Annotated in this window: 15 protein-coding genes; all 15 read right to left on the bottom strand. The window is 37.8% G+C overall.

Annotated features, from left to right (window positions below; all coding sequences use genetic code 11):
• Positions 1–24: 24 nt before the first annotated feature.
• On the bottom strand, positions 25–987 hold the full coding sequence (locus tag OE105_RS12500; protein ID WP_275420493.1) for a protein kinase domain-containing protein: 963 nt from the start codon (positions 985–987) through the stop codon (positions 25–27).
• Positions 956–1,693, bottom strand: a complete 738-nt coding sequence (locus tag OE105_RS12495; RefSeq protein WP_275420492.1) for a vWA domain-containing protein — start codon at positions 1,691–1,693, stop codon at positions 956–958. The genes OE105_RS12500 and OE105_RS12495 overlap by 32 nt, the downstream gene beginning before the upstream one ends.
• A gap of 103 nt (positions 1,694–1,796) precedes the next feature.
• The gene (spoIIE, locus tag OE105_RS12490; protein WP_275420491.1) at positions 1,797–4,265 is read right to left on the bottom strand and encodes a stage II sporulation protein E; all 2,469 of its coding nucleotides are present in this window, start codon (positions 4,263–4,265) and stop codon (positions 1,797–1,799) included.
• Between the two features lie 400 nt (positions 4,266–4,665).
• The gene (locus OE105_RS12485; protein ID WP_275420490.1) at positions 4,666–5,067 is read right to left on the bottom strand and encodes a S1 domain-containing RNA-binding protein; all 402 of its coding nucleotides are present in this window, start codon (positions 5,065–5,067) and stop codon (positions 4,666–4,668) included.
• Positions 5,068–5,139: 72 nt separating this feature from the next.
• Complete coding sequence (locus tag OE105_RS12480; RefSeq protein WP_275420489.1) at positions 5,140–5,529, bottom strand: FtsB family cell division protein; 390 nt, start codon at positions 5,527–5,529, stop codon at positions 5,140–5,142.
• Positions 5,530–5,547: 18 nt separating this feature from the next.
• On the bottom strand, positions 5,548–6,159 hold the full coding sequence (gene yabQ / locus OE105_RS12475) for a spore cortex biosynthesis protein YabQ (protein WP_275420488.1): 612 nt from the start codon (positions 6,157–6,159) through the stop codon (positions 5,548–5,550).
• Positions 6,156–6,467, bottom strand: coding sequence for a sporulation protein YabP (gene yabP / locus OE105_RS12470; RefSeq protein ID WP_275422196.1), 312 nt, complete (start codon positions 6,465–6,467; stop codon positions 6,156–6,158). Before yabP ends, yabQ begins: the two co-directional genes overlap by 4 nt.
• 107 nt (positions 6,468–6,574) lie before the next feature.
• A complete protein-coding gene (locus OE105_RS12465) occupies positions 6,575–6,841 on the bottom strand; it encodes an RNA-binding S4 domain-containing protein (RefSeq protein WP_275422195.1) in 267 nt (88 codons plus the stop codon).
• A gap of 31 nt (positions 6,842–6,872) precedes the next feature.
• Positions 6,873–8,279, bottom strand: coding sequence for a bifunctional methyltransferase/pyrophosphohydrolase YabN (yabN, locus tag OE105_RS12460; RefSeq protein WP_275422194.1), 1,407 nt, complete (start codon positions 8,277–8,279; stop codon positions 6,873–6,875).
• Between the two features lie 69 nt (positions 8,280–8,348).
• On the bottom strand, positions 8,349–9,941 hold the full coding sequence (locus tag OE105_RS12455; RefSeq protein ID WP_275420487.1) for a putative polysaccharide biosynthesis protein: 1,593 nt from the start codon (positions 9,939–9,941) through the stop codon (positions 8,349–8,351).
• A 204-nt stretch (positions 9,942–10,145) separates the two neighbouring features.
• Positions 10,146–10,682, bottom strand: coding sequence for a stage V sporulation protein T (gene spoVT / locus OE105_RS12450; protein WP_275420486.1), 537 nt, complete (start codon positions 10,680–10,682; stop codon positions 10,146–10,148).
• Positions 10,683–11,023: 341 nt separating this feature from the next.
• Entirely contained in the window at positions 11,024–14,566 is a 3,543-nt protein-coding gene (mfd, locus tag OE105_RS12445) for a transcription-repair coupling factor (RefSeq protein WP_275420485.1), read from the bottom strand.
• Between the two features lie 138 nt (positions 14,567–14,704).
• Positions 14,705–14,938 (bottom strand): anti-sigma-F factor Fin family protein, encoded by a 234-nt coding sequence (locus tag OE105_RS12440; RefSeq protein WP_420842540.1) that lies wholly within the window; start codon positions 14,936–14,938, stop codon positions 14,705–14,707.
• Between the two features lie 89 nt (positions 14,939–15,027).
• Entirely contained in the window at positions 15,028–15,594 is a 567-nt protein-coding gene (pth, locus tag OE105_RS12435) for an aminoacyl-tRNA hydrolase (protein ID WP_275420484.1), read from the bottom strand.
• 144 nt (positions 15,595–15,738) lie between these two features.
• Positions 15,739–16,689 carry a ribose-phosphate diphosphokinase gene (locus OE105_RS12430; protein WP_275420483.1) on the bottom strand — a complete coding sequence of 317 codons (951 nt, stop codon included), beginning with the start codon at positions 16,687–16,689 and terminating at the stop codon, positions 15,739–15,741.
• Between the last annotated feature and the right edge of the window lie 4 nt (positions 16,690–16,693).

Raw genomic sequence — 16,693 nt, 5'->3', positions numbered from 1 at the left:
GACGATCGTTGGATGGCTTGTATTTTAGCCAATTTGTCCAAAAATATAAAGGCTATAAAAAAGACTGATGATTAAAAAGATAAAAATCGTTTCCAGCCATCCAGCTGTCCTTTTTTGTTTCGACTGTGGTGGATTGGATGGAACCTTCGCCTTTAAAGGACGGGAGGGTTGATTTTTCTTGATTTTTTTCTGTCCGAAAGTTAATAAGTCCAGTCTCATTTCCTTCGCTTGATGATATTTTCCTGTCAACGCCCGTAATAAGATCGGCTCATACTTATGTAATCCGTTTTTTTGAACAATCATCTTTTGTAGTTGTTGAATCCCGCCAATCTTTTTTGGAAACCGATCCGGATAATAGGCATTCACAATAATCATAGCTACGGAAAACAGATCGTAAGAAGGTTCTGCTCTTCTGCTGCCTAACCCCCAATAGCCTCGGTCAAAAAATTCGGTAAACTCTTTAATGGACCGACCAATAGCAGTTGTTCCCCCAACATCTATGCACCGGATTTTAACAGGAAGGGGTGTGACAATTAAATTATCCGGCTTAAGATCGCCAAAAATCCATCCCCTTTCATGTAACGATTGGAGATCTGATAACAATTGTAATATTAATATATCGAGCCACACCATGCCCTTTCGTTTAATAAATTGAAGAAAATGTTCACCTTCGATATATTCCATTGCATAAAAAGAAAATTTTCTACTGCCAATTTCCCAATCATCCACATCCAATAAAGAAGGCCCGAGGGCGATCCCTTGAGCCTTTGATAGCGCCTTTAACACATTCGTTTCTGAAGTGATCGTCAAATGATTGTCACTGATTTTAACGGCGACCTTCCTTCCTTTCCATTCAGCCAAATAGACGACTCCATTCGCCCCTCTTCCTAGCTCCTTTTGAATTTTGTATCGGTTTTTATGCCATTTACCTTCAATACAACGACCGTTCGGAATGTTAAACGGACTCTTCAAAGTATTCATCGCCATTTGCCGTCAACAGTCCCCTAATCGAACGTTTTTTTGTGAAATGGCGGAGCGCTTCTTTAATAGCTGGACCAGTTGGAGTCATCCCTCCGGATGAAAGTTTTGAAAAGATGGAAGGCAATGTGTCCAAATTCGGTGTCCAATCCATTAACTTGTTTACGAATTGTTTTTTCCCAGGGAATACAAATACCGAAAATCGATTATTTCCAGTTCGTGCATTTAGACTTAACGATAAATCGAGAAGGGCCTCTTTTACCGTCGGAAGTTTATACTTCATACTGGCGCTCGTATCAACTAAAATGAGTACATCTAAATTAACCGTATCATTCAACTCTTCAACAACTTCGAAAACTTCCCCTCGTTTTTCAGGGGGTAAATCTTCCATTTCCGTTTCCGAACCGAGAATCTGTTTTAATTCACGATTAACCACACCTTGCAATGTTTGCGTCATCGCTTTCCTTGTAACCATTTGAACCGTTTGGGACAACATCTCTGTATAGACGACTTGGCTGACACCGCCCCCTTGTTCAGCAATGCTTTCGATTTCCTTCATTCCTTGTTCATCGATTGTATCATTTTTCATCACACCGATCACATTTACCGTAACACCTTGTTCTTTTGCTAACGCTGCCATGGCTACTGGGTCTTCACCTTCATTGGAACAGCCATCAGTAATTAACAGGATTTGTTTGATCGTTCCTTGTTTCATCTTTTCCCCTCCAACGTGTGTTTTTTACCATCATTGACGAAGGGAAAAAGTTTTAAACACACCTTTACAACTTTCTTCTGAAATATACTGGACCTTTCTTTTTTCAAGCCCACTTCCGAATCGATTGCGCCGGGATGGATGTCCATTTCGGAAGATTATGTTTAATTTTGGCCACTAAAACGGTCATATCGTCTTCGATTTGTCCACCCCTTGAACGTATACAGTCTTCTAAAAGTAAATCCGCTACTTCTTGAGGGTCATCGGTTTCAATTTGCGAAATTTTCCGTTTCATCCATAAATCCACGTTCTCAACCGGTTTTTTCCCTTCTAAAATACCGTCGCTGATCATAATTAATAAGTCTTCTGCCATTAATTGGACGTTGACCACTTCTACTTCAAAGTCGTGTAAAATCCCAATAGGTAAATTATTTGCTTGAATTTTGATGACCTTGTTACCCCGCTTAATAAAACTCGGCATCGATCCTACTTTAATAAATTTTGCTTGGGCATCTTGCAAATCGATAATGGCCAAATCGAGGGTAGAGTAAATTTCTTCCGTCGTTCGTAAAGAAAGAATTGAGTTGATTGATTTTATTGCAATTTCTTCCCCGATACCGGATTGTAAAATTTTATTCAATAAAGATAACGTTTCTTGGCTTTCCCGGTGGGCCCGTTCTCCATTTCCCATGCCGTCACTAATGGCTAAAGCAAATTTCGCTGAATCCAGTTCCATCATTTCATAACCGTCGCCTGAAACAAATCCCCCATCCTTCGCCGCATAAACAACTCCTGTTTCCACAACGAAAGCTTTAGAAGAACGAAAAGTGGCTAGGCACGTACCTTGTGGAAATTGGGCACAGGTTTCTCGATGAACGACGATCGTTTCTCCTAAAATATCCGACAATAATGGAGCGATAATTTTTTCACATTGACCCATTCCATCACAATAAGGAAACCGTATATCGATATCAACCTCACCGGATTTCAAACTGTAAATTTCAATATCGTCAATATCTAAACCGATTGCTAATAGGGCATTCATCAGTTGTTCCTCTTGTTTTTCGTGATTTTCCTGTTCCCGACGGATCTCCTTTGCGAAATTCTCCATTACTTGTGATACGCCTTCCAATTGATCGACGACGAGCTTCCTACTTTCTTTCATTTGTCTTTTCAATTTTTCGTTCGATTGGTAAAAATACAATTCCTCTTGAATGGCATCGATGACCCGCTTGCTCCTTACACAATGGTCTTTCCAATTTTTTATCGTTTTGTTACTTAATGTTTCTTGTTCATTTAATTCCGTCATAATTTGTTTCATCGAATCATACGTTTTATTAAACTGTTGAACCCAACATTGTTCCTTTTTAAAACATGTTTGACACGTTTTTTCGGTAACGTTGCTGAGAAAATAATCGATTTCCCGCTCCCTTTCCGTTTCCATTTGTTCATTTTGTTTTGCAAAACTTGCAGAAATCGCCCGAAAGATTGAGGAATATTGATTCACTTTTTGAGCGGTCACATCCCGAATTTTTTTCATATACGCCTGTTGTTCTGCGGTAAATTCTGGCGTACCCGGAATATTTTTTGCAATCCGTTCACTTAAAGTTCGTGGAGTCAAAAGAAGGAAGAGAAAAGCAACAGACGATTCCAATAAATTGTTTGTTAACGGGGCTTCTGTTGTTCCGTATATGCCAATTAACAAAGTCGCAATGAATAACCCTAAGGAAACACCAAGTTTTTTCCCTTCTTTCAATAATCCTCCTAAAAGACCTGCAAAAGCTAATAAACTTAATTCCGACAAACTTTCAACATTCGCCAAGCCAAAAATTAGACCAGTTACCACTCCTACGGTAGAACCGACTGTAGCCCCTGCTGCAAAAGCGAATAAAATAACAAAATACCTTGCAAATATATTTGCCATAGATAGATCCATGATCTTCCAATCTATAATTCCGGTCATAACGGAAGCAAGTAAGATAATTAAACAAACGAGTTCTTCTGTTCTCAACGATTGATGTTTTTTCAACGTCGATAATATCGGAATACTTTGCAAAAAGATAATGGTCAATACGAAGGAAAGTACTGCTTCAATTCCGCCTAACAGTAGAAAATAAATCGACATATCTCCATTTTCTAAAATATGCAAAAAGGTTCGCCCCATGAAAATGGAAATAAAGACGTAATAGGGGAATATTCCAATCTCATTATTGATCACACCTTTAAGTATACGGTAGAAAATTAGAAACAATCCGATAACCAAAAAGGTATACAAAGCGTTGTACAAAGAAATCGTTAACGAACCAAGGATCAGCCCAATCATAGCAAAATGTGCTCGATCTTTCCGAATTAAATACACCGCAGCAAAAAAGGGTAAACTAAATGGTGAGAGTGTAGATAAGATAAACGCCCTTCCCAACATAAAACCGAGTAAAAATAACAGCAAACCACGATAAATAAATACATACTCCAGTTTTCTCACGAATGACTCCACAAATTCTTTCATCACACCTTGATACCGCACCATCGACCTTTCTTGCATCGGATTCATATAAAAGCTAGATGTTTTCCCCATTTCCTACCACCTTCCTCAATCCTTTTCAAACTATTATAAAGAATGAAATTTCAAAAGATTGTCAAAATAACTTGTCTAATCTAAAAAATAGTTCGACGTTTCTCTACGAAAATAGGGGAAAGGGTACATCTAAACGGAAGGCAACGACATATTATTTCCGATGAATGTTGCCAAATCACTATTTTCTCATTCGACACGAGAAAGATTTATGACTTTTTTCATAGAAAATTGTCCGTTTTTTGGTTTCTTTTTTGATACAAAGAAAAAGCTATCCCCTTTTCGGAAATAGCTTTCAAATCTATTGAAATGCTCGTCGATCCACGATTCACTTACGAGCATCAAATTTTCGTTTTTTCATATATGTTTTTCCGTTAAACCTGCTTTTTTTTTAGACAGCAAGTTAACCTCTCCTAGCACCCCTACCTCCTCTTTTTGATTCAGTATTGCGTTTTAACGAAGCTAATCGATCTTCACTATCTTTTAAGAAACGAGCCATTTTTTGTTCAAACAACTCATTGGCGTTTTTTCCAGACTGTTTCCCGTGTCTAGGTCTAGGTGCATGTTCTCGTTCCGTTGCTTTTTTAATGGATAAGCCGATTTTGCCATCCTTCTCAACATTCATAACCTTCACTTCAACTTGGTCGCCAACTTTTAAATAATCGTTAATATCTTTTACATACGTATCCGCGACCTCACTAATATGCACTAGTCCTGTCGAGCCGCCTGGGAGCTCTACAAAAGCGCCAAAATTCGTAATTCCTGTTACTTTCCCACGTAACTTGCTGCCTACTTCAATTGACATAAAAAAGTTTTTCCTCCTTAAAATTTTAAAAAATACAGTCATTTATATTATAGTCAATTTGAAATTTAAGTGTCAATCTACGTTTTTTTCATCTTCCTCATTTGGAATGGAAAAGATAATCTCTCCATCATCTGACAAAAAATATTCTTGCCTCGCGTACTTACCGATATACTCGTCATCTTGCAGTTTTAATATTTCCTCTTCCAAAACCGATTGGGTGTTTTTCATTTGTTCCAATTCAGCCTCGATCGTTTTCAACTGTTCCTTTTTCGATTGAAGCAATTCTCCTTGGGCCTGAAGTGTTTTTACGAGGAAAAAGACGAGGAGAAAAGCAATAGTAAAAAACACCGACAGTCTGCGTATAAGCCCTTTTTTCTTCCGCATCAGTTGGATATTTTGCTGCTGTTGGCTTCTCATATAACTTTGATTGACAACGGGTATACGGTGCCTTTTATTCTCCATATCGCAGACTACCTCCCCTTACTTTCTTTTCATAACGAGTTTTCGCCAAAGGTTTTTAGTAAAAATTTGTATCGAATGAAATCGTTTATATACATACATTTTAATGGATTTCGGGAAAAGGTTCCATATAAATTTTCCTAATAATAAAAAAGGTTTGGAAAAAATATATAAAATGCTTAAAATCAGTTTGCTTATTTGTCTGGCAATGGTCCAAATACCTCGCAGAATGAATAAACAAATGGTAATGAAAAAACCGATGATGGTTATAATTGGCTTGCATACGCCCCGATAAAAGATCGTTCTTAACATTTTATAAAACCAATGGACAAACCCTATTGATTGCTCCAATGCGGACAAATATAAATGTTTTAGTAAACTTTGATAGACGGCAAACCCACATAATATGGCAAGGAAAATATAAAATCTTAGTTCCCCGTTGTTTACTAAAAACAAAATATAAAAGGTAAATAATGCTTGAAAGAGCCAAAACAAAAAATCTTGAATAAATACGTACCACCCTTTATGTCGTTTTCGGTTAAAAAGGCGATGATACGTATCTACAGCCATTCCAAGCCATACGCCAACACCGATCATGGCGAGTAAAGTAGATAATTGTACGGTCAAACTCATTTGAACAACTTGCTAAAGAACCCTTTAGCCTTGTCCCCCTGATGCTCATCCAAATATACGAGATCAAAAATTTTTCCTTTAATGGATACAACACCTTTATCCACGTCTAAATTTTTCATTTGTAAATTCAGCCCGCGGATGGCCAAATACCCCATCACCGTTTCTAATAAAAATTCCTCATTATCAAAGCTTTCCACTTGTTTCACACCGGTAATATCTAATCTTTTCCGACCCCGTAAAATGACGTCATGGTCTTGTCCGATATTTCTTTCCTTTTTCGTTAGATCATCAAATTGGTTCATATTCATCCCCCGATTCGACTCATTCTTTTCCTTACTCAATATGTATGCCTGTCCTTTTGTTAGTAGAACGAAAATTTGTCCATTTACTTGAATCGAATCGAAGGGAAAATCCGTTAGAAAGAGTCTTTTAAAAATTCCTCTTTTAAAACGGTATACATATTTCTTGCCTCTTCCTTTTTCGTCGTTTCCACCAGTTTTTCCACTTTGACGGTTAATATCTTTTGTCCAAATCGAATTTCTAATTGATCTCCAACATTGACCGTTGAACTCGCTTTTGCTGTATGACCATTGATGGAAATTCTCCCTTGATCTGCAATTTCCTTTGCAAGGGTTCTTCTTTTAATAATCCGAGATACTTTTAAAAATTTATCCAATCGCATAGACATAGGACAATCTCCTTTTCTTAAAAAATTACCGTTGTTTTTTCGCTTCTTCCCACAGATGATCCAATTCCTCAAGAGTAAAATGTTGCAATGATTTTCCCTGTTTTTTTACTTCCTCTTCGATGAAAGCAAAACGTTTCAAAAATTTTCGATTCGTTTGAAATAGTGCTTCCTCTGGATGGATAGAAAGATGCCTTGCCAAATTAATGACAGAGAATAACACATCTCCCATCTCATTTTTTATATCGTCCGTTTTCATCCCATCCTTAAGGGCTGCTTTTAACTCCTTCAGTTCTTCCGCTACCTTTTCAAAAACGGGATCTACCTCTTCCCAATCGAAACCGAACTTCGATGCTTCCTTTTGAATTTCAAACGCTTGTATGAAAGCTGGCAATCCTTTAGGGATTTTTTTAGTAAGGGACGTGTCATCTTCATCCCTTTCCGATTCTTTTATTTCTTGCCAATTTTTCACCACTTCATCGGCATCGACAACCGTACGATCACCAAATACGTGGGGATGTCGGCGAATCATCTTCCTTACTAATGTTTCAATCACATCGTCAATGGTAAAATATCCAGCATCTTCACCAATTTGTGCATGAAGCATGACTTGTAATAATACATCCCCCAATTCCTCAACGATATGGACATCATCCTTTTCATCGATGGCCGCTAATAATTCGTATGCTTCTTCCAGTAAATATTTTTTTAACGTCTCATGAGTCTGTTTTCGATCCCACGGGCATCCATTTGGTCCCCTCAAAGTGGCGATTACCTCTCGTAAATAGGAAAACCGTTTATATAATAAATCCTCTTTTTGAACGGGGGGAATATAAAGACTCGTTAAATTCGAGACTTGAAAATCCCGATCGAGCATGTAAAGAGGGATTTTTTGTACACTTTCCCCTTTTGTCCCTGCTCTGGTAATCAAATATACTTCATAGTCATCCGGATACACTTCCATCAATTCCAACTTTATGCTTGATGCAGTAAATGTGTCGTATATTTGTCCGATGATACAATGTTGGGTCGGTTGGATGTCCTCCTTACGTAAACTGGTCCCGTCCAATAGTTGAAATCCTTCGATCGGGTCGATTTGAACCGATTGGAATAAGGCATCTAAAAAACTTTGTCCTCCAAACAGTTTTACGTCACATTTCCCCTTTGATTTTTCGAACAAAAGCTGGACCGTTTTTTCAGCCACAAGGGGATGACCGGGAACGGCATAAACGAGGGAATCTTCCTCCACCTCTTTCATTAATCGGTTCGTAATTTTCTCATAAACTTCGTCAAAATTTTGTTCCGATTCATAAATAGAATCGAAGGAAGAAAAAAGAAGTCCTTCCTCTTCTAATTCTTTTACGGATGGATGTTCCTTCGTCCTTACAAAAATTCGATTCGACTTTTGAAGGAGTCGATACACACCAAGGGGCATTTGATCCAACTCCCCGGAACCTAATCCAACAACAATTATCGTATTCTTTGTCACTTTTCATTTTCACCTCTAACGACCATTTTTTAAAAGTTTTGACCATTTGTCCCCGAATGGTAAAAGCTCAATTTCATCCTTTGTTAAGATTCCAGCACGTAGGAAAGATAAAAGGAAAACGACTCCACCAACTATTGCTATCCCTACTGCCTGAATCGTAGAAAACAGTCGGTTGCTTGCAAAATAAGGTTCGATACTATGGAAAACGAAATAAAGAAGGAGGATCGATATACCCAAAAGAATAAGGGAAACCAAAACGGTGGAAAGAAACCGTCGTCGAAATACGGCTAATAAATCGACTTTTTGCTTTAGTTTTACCAAAGTAATCATGGATACGAAAAAAAAGGATAAAGTCGTAGCAATGGCTGCCCCATTGATGCCGTACATAGTAATCAACAATGGATTCATGGTCAATTTGATCATAACACCGAACAATGCTGCTCCTGCAGGAAAATATACATGTCCATATCCTTGTAATACAGCAGATGTCGTCATAAAAAGGGATGCGAAAAACACGGTCGGAGACAAAAGTTGTAACGCCAACGTTCCTGTATTATTTTCAAACAACATCGTATTTAACGGATCCATAATAGCTATTAAACCGATCGTCGCTGCACTACTAAAAGCTATGCTCATTTGTAAAGCAAAACGAACGTATTCCTTCGCTTCTCTTTCATTCTTATGTACACTAGAACTAATAAAAGGAACGGTAGATAAACTAAAGGATGTGATAAGCACAATTCCAATTTGCAATAAGGGTTGCCCCCGATCAAATACACCTTTTAACATTTTCGCTTTCATTTCATCAATACCCGATTGAACCAACTGGGAATACAATTGAAAAGCATCACCCATTTGAAATAAAATTAACGATAAACCACTTATGCTAACGGCAATACTTTGTACAATCATCCGAATAGAAGGCCTGAAAATCATTCGAAAGGAAAATTTATTTCGAACTTGAAATAAAGGAAAACTTCGCAAAGTGATTACCAAAAGAAATAGGGTTGAAATCAAACTGGCGAAAAGGGCAGATAAAAAGGCACCGATTCCCACATGATACAAAGAGTGTCCCTTCCAAATAAGGAAAGATGAAGTCAGTAAAATAAAAACAACTCGAATTGTTTGTTCCACGATTTGGGAAAAGGCTGTTGGGATCATATTCCCCATCCCTTGATGGAATCCCCTCATAACTGAGATGAAGGGGACGAGTAAATACATGAACGACACCGTTTGAATCAATGGAACTAATCGGCTATCACCCATTAGACGTGCCAAAAATCCCGAACCGAAAAAAAGAAACAAAAATACAATAAGGGAAAAATAAAAAATAGAAATAAAAGCTGTATAAACATGGGTAAATCCACCTTTATGTTTTTTACCCATACATTCTGCCATAACTTTCGATAGAATGACGGGAAAACCATAAGTCGTCAACGTAATCGCTATTCCATAAAAGGGATAAATTTGTTGGTAAATATAAAACCCCACATCCCCGACGATATTTTGAAATGGCACACGGTAAACAGCGCTTAATATTTTTGTAATCAAAGCCGCAATGGATAAAAGTAACGTACCTTTCATAAACCTTTGTGTATTCTGTTTCATCCAACCATCCATAAACACACCTGCTACATCATATAATAATCAGCTATATTCCTTTACAGTTTATCACAAGAGGAAAGATGAGCGGATACGTTTTTTTGCATACCGTTCTTTTTTTCAGACACAAATGATAAAAACCCGGCCTATGTTCATGCCGAGTTTTTCAAGAATTTATCGATAGGTTTAAACTACTAAAAGTTGTCTTTTTCATTGTTCCATTTGTCTAGCCAAAAATCCCGCTGCCGTTTCTGCTACTTTCTTTTCCACTTCACCTAATGTACCTTCTTTTGATAATATCATTACCGCACCGATCGGATCTCCGTTGGCAATAATAGGGCAAACGGTGTACGATTCGTACGTTTCTTCATTCCCCTCAACAATTTCAACGGATGAAGATGAAGTTTCCAAAATCGGCGTCCGTTCATGCATGATCTTTTCAACCAACTGACTGATATTTTTATTTAAATATTCCTTTTTTGAACCGCCACTTACGGCAATAATCGTATCCCGATCACATATTAATACCGGACTACCTAAACTATCAAACAAGGCTTCGGCGTATTCCTTGGAAAAGTCGCTTAGCTCGCTAATGGGGGAATATTTTTTTAAAATTACCTCCCCTTCACGATCTACAAAAATTTCCAACGGATCTCCTTCTCGGATTCTTAACGTCCTTCGAATTTCTTTTGGAATAACAACACGACCTAAATCATCAATTCGCCTTACAATACCCGTTGCTTTCATCTATTGTTGCCTCACTTTCTTATGATGATTTTCATACGTGACAATGATTTCCTTTTCGTCGTTCGAAGGTTCCTGTTGCTTTCCTTCCGCCTTCAGCCAAACTCACCTTCACTCACCTTCTCGTTTGTCAATCCTTTTGAAATCATTATCTTATTATGGATAGTATTTATCTTATGGAAAGTTCTATACACAAAGGACAACTTTTTCTTTAAATTAGAACTATTGGTAAATCCGGTATAATTTTCCTTTTCCAACCGGTAGTTATTTTTTCTGATTATTCAAACGTCTTTTTAACGTGCTTCGTGCACATAACGAAGATCTACCTTCCTAATTCCAATCCCTTATGATACCGATTTAACTTTTTGTGGTGATAAAAGGTTTGGGATTTGTTCCATAACTGTCATTAATACGGAAAAAACTTTTTCCTCCGTTTCCCTTCTGGAATAGATGACCATTTTAAATTTTTTGTCATCCATGCCATAACCGATCATACGGCCGAATTCGTGGAAATGTTCCACAAACTTTTCGACATGCATGTTTGAAGAAACTTGTTCCTTGAAAAGAATTTCGTACCCATCTTTCGTCCGTTTGATCGACTCCACATTTACAGATCCCGCCCAAACTCTCAATTTTGCAATTGAAAATAGCCGATCGACTTCTTTCGGATACTTCCCAAAGCGATCAATCATCTCCTTTTGAAGCTCTGTAATATCTTCGATCTGTTCGATCCCACGAACCCGTTTATACATTTCAATTTTTTGGTAACCATCCGAAATATATTCATCGGGAATATACGCATCCAATCCGATATCGATTTCGACCGATAGGGAATCGTCCTTTTGAACCTCTCCCTTTCTTTTTTCAATCGCTTCCTTCAACATTTGTGAATACATTTCAAAACCGACCGATTCAATAAATCCGTGTTGCTGGGCGCCTAAAATGTTTCCCGTACCTCGTATTGATAAATCCCGCATCGCAATTTTAAATCCGGAACCTAATTCCGTAAACTCTTTAATCGTTTGCAAACGTTTTTCTGCAACTTCCGTCAATACTTTATCCCGTTTGTAAGTGAAATAGGCGTAAGCAACCCGATTGGATCTCCCTACACGACCCCGGAGCTGATAAAGTTGGGATAGCCCCATTCGATCTGCATTTTCCACGATTAACGTATTTACATTCGGAATGTCGATCCCTGTTTCAATAATCGTCGTACTAACTAAAACATCGTATTCCCCATTTAAAAAGGAAAGTAACACGTTTTCCAATTCCGTTTCATTCATTCTTCCGTGGGCATAAGTAACTCGAGCATCAGGAATAAGCTGATTGATTTCTTCTGCCTTCCTTTCGATATCTTCCACTCGATTATACAAATAGTACACTTGCCCATCTCTTGCCAGTTCCCGTTCCACCGCTTCTTTCACGAGGGAAAGGTTGTATTCTGTCACATACGTTTGTACAGGGAACCGATTTTCCGGAGGTGTTTCGATTACCGATAAGTCCCGAACACCTAATAAAGACATGTGCAATGTTCTTGGAATCGGTGTAGCTGTTAATGTAAGGACATCAATATTGGATTTTAATTGTTTAATTTTTTCCTTATGGGTTACACCGAACCGTTGTTCTTCGTCAATGATCAACAATCCTAAATCTCGAAACTGTACATCCTTCGATAACAACCGATGGGTTCCGACGACGATATCGATCGTTCCAGCCTTTAAACCTTTCAACGTTTCCTGCTGTTGTTTTCGCGTCCGAAAACGGTTTAAAATACCGATTTTAATCGGATAATCTTGAAATCGTTCCCGCATCGTTTCATAATGTTGTTGAGCTAAAATTGTCGTTGGAACTAAAATGGCCACCTGTTTGCCGTCCATTATTGCTTTGAAAGCTGCCCGTAATGCCACTTCCGTCTTTCCGTAACCTACGTCACCACAAAGGAGACGGTCCATCGGTCGCGGCTTTTCCATATCTCTCTTAATTTCTTCAATCGAACGGAGTTGATCCTCTGTTTCTTGGTAAGGAAAGCTCACTTCAAACTCCCGTTGTAAATCCGTATCTTTTGAAAATGCAAATCCCTTTGATACTTGCCGTTCCGCATATAACTTGATTAAATCATCGGCGATATCTTCAACGGAGGATGCTACCTTCCGTTTGACCCGTTTCCATTCACTTCCGCCAAGCTTGTAAATTTTTGGTTCTTTACCTTCCGTTCCAACATATTTTTGAACTAAATCAATTTGCTCAATCGGAACATATAATTGATCATTTCCCTGATATTTAATTTGCAAATAATCTTTATGAACACCGTTGATTTGTAAAGTTTCAATTCCTAAATACTTACCGATTCCATGGTTGACATGAACGACATAATCACCAATGTTTAATTCAGAATAACTTTTAATTCGTTCCGCATTGGAGATATTTTGATTTCTTTTTACATTTTTTTTCGATCGTTTGTTAAAAATTTCTCCTTCCGTAATAACACAAAGTTTGAACATCGGGAGTTCAAAACCGTTATTTAAATTTCCTTTCACAATTTGCGGTTTTTCCGGAAAAAGTTGTTTCCCTTCCTTATTTAAAGAAACGTCCACATCGTAATCATCGAAAACTTTTTCTAGTTTTTGAATTCGCTCTTCGTCTGCGCCTAAAAAAACGATGGTAAACTTACTTTTTCTCCATCTTTCCAGTTCTGTTTTCAACACATGAATTTGGCCATGGAAATTTTGCATCGGTTTACTAGAAACATTGACGATATTTTGAGGAGAAACCCCAGGTATATGTCTTAAAAATAAGGAGAAATAAAGGACGGGAAATCGGGAATGAACGATCATGTTCCAGCCATCATGGGTGAGCTTCACATCGTGAATGATTTTTCCCTCTTCTAATAAACTCGTTTTCCATTGTGCTTCTTCTTTTTCAAGGGATTCTTTCATCTCAACAACCCGATTCACTTCATCGACCAATAATAGGGCCTGATCTTGAACATAATCTAGTAAACTGGCCGGATGATCATATGCGAATGCTAGATATTTAAAAATTTGGTCAGGAGTTGTCCCTGATTTTAACTGTTCTAACTCGTACTGTGTTTGATTAATCAGTTCTTCCTTTACTTTTTCATCCTTGATGATTTGTAAACTATTCGTTAAACCCTTTTCCAATTTTTTTACGATACGATCGTAGTGGGTTTTTTCGAAAATCATTTCAGCAGCTGGACCGATTGTAACCTCTTCCTTTTCCGTCTTTGAACGCTGAGTGTCTACAGAAAAGGAACGAATTGACTCGATCGTATCATCGAAAAGTTCAATTCGTAACGGATCCGTTTCCGTTAGCGGATAAATATCGATTATTCCTCCGCGAATGCTAAATTCACCGGGGGATGAAACCATGTCTGAACGGACATATCCCATCCGAATGAGTTGTTGGGACAACTCCCCCAAATCAACCACTTCATTTACTTTCCATTTGAAAATATATCTTTTCCAAAGGTTTTTCGGGGGAAGTATTTTTCGTAAAGCAGCAACCGGTACGATCATAATCCCTTTACCACTCTGGACTAAAAAATTTAATGTCTCAATTCGTTGGGATTTCAATTCAGGACTGGCAATACTCATATCGGCAATCATCACTTCATTTGCTGGGTATAAGTATACCGAATCCTCCGGTAGTAATTGAATGATATCATCATATAATTTTTGGGCTTGCAATAAATTATACGTAACGATTACGAGTGGGCGGTCCAATTTTTTATACAAGGAAGCGATAAAAACGGTTCTGGACGAGCCGGAAAGTCCAGCAACCAGTTGTTCCTTTAATCCTTCCTCTATACCGCCAGATACATTAATTACATCATCACTTTCCATTAAAGCGGTATATAAACCTTCCATCGTTGCCTCCTTCTTCCCATTGAGAAAACTCTATGAATATGAAAAAAACTTCTTACTAAAAAGGTAGTTTTTTACCAACTACGTTTTAATCAACAATTTCATTTTCTAACAGAAAAATGCTTTGGACTTCCAAAGCTTTTAATGAATAATATAATCATTGTAATAATTGTCATTATTCGTTCGAAACGCTTCATAACAATCTTCACAGATTGTCTTTACATAAAGATCACCGTTACGGTTATACTCAATCATTTCTGATCGTTCTGCATCCGTCAATTTATGAAAGCCCAATTGTTCCGATTGGAAGTGTGTCCCTTCCAGTTTGCCTACTTGCACACCACAATAACGGCAAATGTAATGAATAACCATCATCCAATTTCCCCTTTTAAATCATTGTTAATTTCAGTATGAACCTTTTTGGATGATGTTATTCAATGGCCTCGCCTTCCGTAACTGCCGAATCAGGATGATTGATTATACTTATTCATAACATCAATAAAAGGTGATTGTAACCACATCTCACAAGCATCGGCACTAATTTGAATCATTTCTTCTATGATTTTTCGATCTGATGGACGAAAGGTGCTAAGAACGTGATCAACAGTCGAAATCCCTAGTTTTGGTTTATCAATTCCTATACGAATTCGATTAAATTGTTCTGTTCCGATATGTTGAATAATCGACTTTACACCGTTATGGCCACCTGCAGACCCTTTATAACGTAGTCGAATTTTTCCGACTGGCAAATCCATTTCATCATAGATAACTAATAAATCGGAAGGAGGAATATCGAAATAATTCATAACAGGTGCAATCGCTTCTCCAGATAAATTCATATACGTTAACGGTTTCATTAAAATAATTTTCTGACCTTTAATCACACCATTTTCCATCAATGCCCGGAATTTTGATTTTTTTAAAGGTAAATGAAACCGATTCGATAATTCATCAATGACCTTAAAACCGACATTATGTTTCGTTTCCTCATATTTTGTCCCTGGATTCCCCAATCCAACAATTAATTTCAAAAAGACCACTCCTACTATAACTATTCAAAAGATGAATAGGTGTTGACAAAATTCAATGTTTTACCTCTAAATGGGATTAGCAAATTTTTTCCTCAGTCGATAATAGACTAAAAGAGGTAACCGAGTAGGTTACCCCTCTTGTTACTAAAATAACACACTTACCGATTTATTTTCAAATACGCGAACAATCGCTTCAGCAATCAAGGATGCTACTGACAGCTGAACAATTTTATCAATTTCTTTTTCCTTAGGTAATGGAATAGAGTTTGTTACGACCAATTCTTTTATTTGAGAATGGCCGATTCTTTCGATAGCTGGACCGGATAAAACTGGATGGGTACAGCAGGCATAAACTTCTTTTGCCCCATTATCGATAAGGGCGTTTGCCGCAAGGGTGATCGTTCCCGCAGTATCGATAATATCATCGATTAAAATAGCTGTTTTTCCTTCAATATGTCCGACGATGTTCATAATTTCTGCCACATTTGGCTTCGGTCGACGTTTATCAATGATCGCAATCGGGGCTTTTAATCGATCAGCCATCTTCCGAGCACGTGTAACCCCTCCATGATCCGGCGATACGATAACGATTTCATCTATTTTTTTCTTTTCAAAATACTCTGCTAAAATGGAAACCCCCATTAAATGGTCAATTGGTATATCAAAAAAACCTTGAATTTGAGGAGCATGTAAATCTAACGTAATCACTCGAGTTGCACCCGCTGTCTCTAACAGGTTTGCAACCAATTTAGCAGTAATCGGTTCCCGTGCACGGGCTTTTCGATCTTGACGAGCATAACCATAATAAGGCATGACGATATTTATAGTCCTAGCAGATGCTCTTTTCAAAGCATCGATCATAATTAATAATTCCATTAGATGTTCATTAACGGGAGAACTCGTTGATTGAATGACAAACACATCACAACCACGGATACTTTCTTCAATATTGATTTGAATTTCCCCGTCACTGAATCGTTTTACCGAACATTTCCCCAAACTAACGCCAATCTTTTCGGCTATTTCTTCCGCCAACGCACGATTCGAGTTTAATGAAAAGATTTTCAGCTTTCGATCTGGATATCTGATGGGCATGATG

This window comes from Fervidibacillus halotolerans, from assembly GCF_026547205.1.
Lineage (GTDB): Bacteria > Bacillota > Bacilli > Bacillales > Caldibacillaceae > Fervidibacillus > Fervidibacillus halotolerans.
Note: the sequence above shows the minus strand (reverse complement) of the source record. Positions and strands in the feature narration are given on the sequence as shown.

Excerpts from the sequence above, each read along its gene's own strand:
- OE105_RS12500 (WP_275420493.1), bottom strand. The coding sequence starts at position 987 with ATGGCGATGAATACTTTGAAGAGTCCGTTTAACATTCCGAACGGTCGT.
- OE105_RS12495 (WP_275420492.1), bottom strand. The coding sequence starts at position 1,693 with ATGAAACAAGGAACGATCAAACAAATCCTGTTAATTACTGATGGCTGT.
- spoIIE (WP_275420491.1), bottom strand. The coding sequence starts at position 4,265 with ATGGGGAAAACATCTAGCTTTTATATGAATCCGATGCAAGAAAGGTCG.
- OE105_RS12485 (WP_275420490.1), bottom strand. The coding sequence starts at position 5,067 with ATGTCAATTGAAGTAGGCAGCAAGTTACGTGGGAAAGTAACAGGAATT.
- OE105_RS12480 (WP_275420489.1), bottom strand. The coding sequence starts at position 5,529 with ATGGAGAATAAAAGGCACCGTATACCCGTTGTCAATCAAAGTTATATG.
- yabQ (WP_275420488.1), bottom strand. The coding sequence starts at position 6,159 with ATGAGTTTGACCGTACAATTATCTACTTTACTCGCCATGATCGGTGTT.
- yabP (WP_275422196.1), bottom strand. The coding sequence starts at position 6,467 with ATGAATATGAACCAATTTGATGATCTAACGAAAAAGGAAAGAAATATC.
- OE105_RS12465 (WP_275422195.1), bottom strand. The coding sequence starts at position 6,841 with ATGCGATTGGATAAATTTTTAAAAGTATCTCGGATTATTAAAAGAAGA.
- yabN (WP_275422194.1), bottom strand. The coding sequence starts at position 8,279 with ATGCCCCTTGGTGTGTATCGACTCCTTCAAAAGTCGAATCGAATTTTT.
- OE105_RS12455 (WP_275420487.1), bottom strand. The coding sequence starts at position 9,941 with ATGAAACAGAATACACAAAGGTTTATGAAAGGTACGTTACTTTTATCC.
- spoVT (WP_275420486.1), bottom strand. The coding sequence starts at position 10,682 with ATGAAAGCAACGGGTATTGTAAGGCGAATTGATGATTTAGGTCGTGTT.
- mfd (WP_275420485.1), bottom strand. The coding sequence starts at position 14,566 with ATGGAAGGTTTATATACCGCTTTAATGGAAAGTGATGATGTAATTAAT.
- OE105_RS12440 (WP_420842540.1), bottom strand. The coding sequence starts at position 14,938 with ATGATGGTTATTCATTACATTTGCCGTTATTGTGGTGTGCAAGTAGGC.
- OE105_RS12430 (WP_275420483.1), bottom strand. The coding sequence starts at position 16,689 with ATGCCCATCAGATATCCAGATCGAAAGCTGAAAATCTTTTCATTAAAC.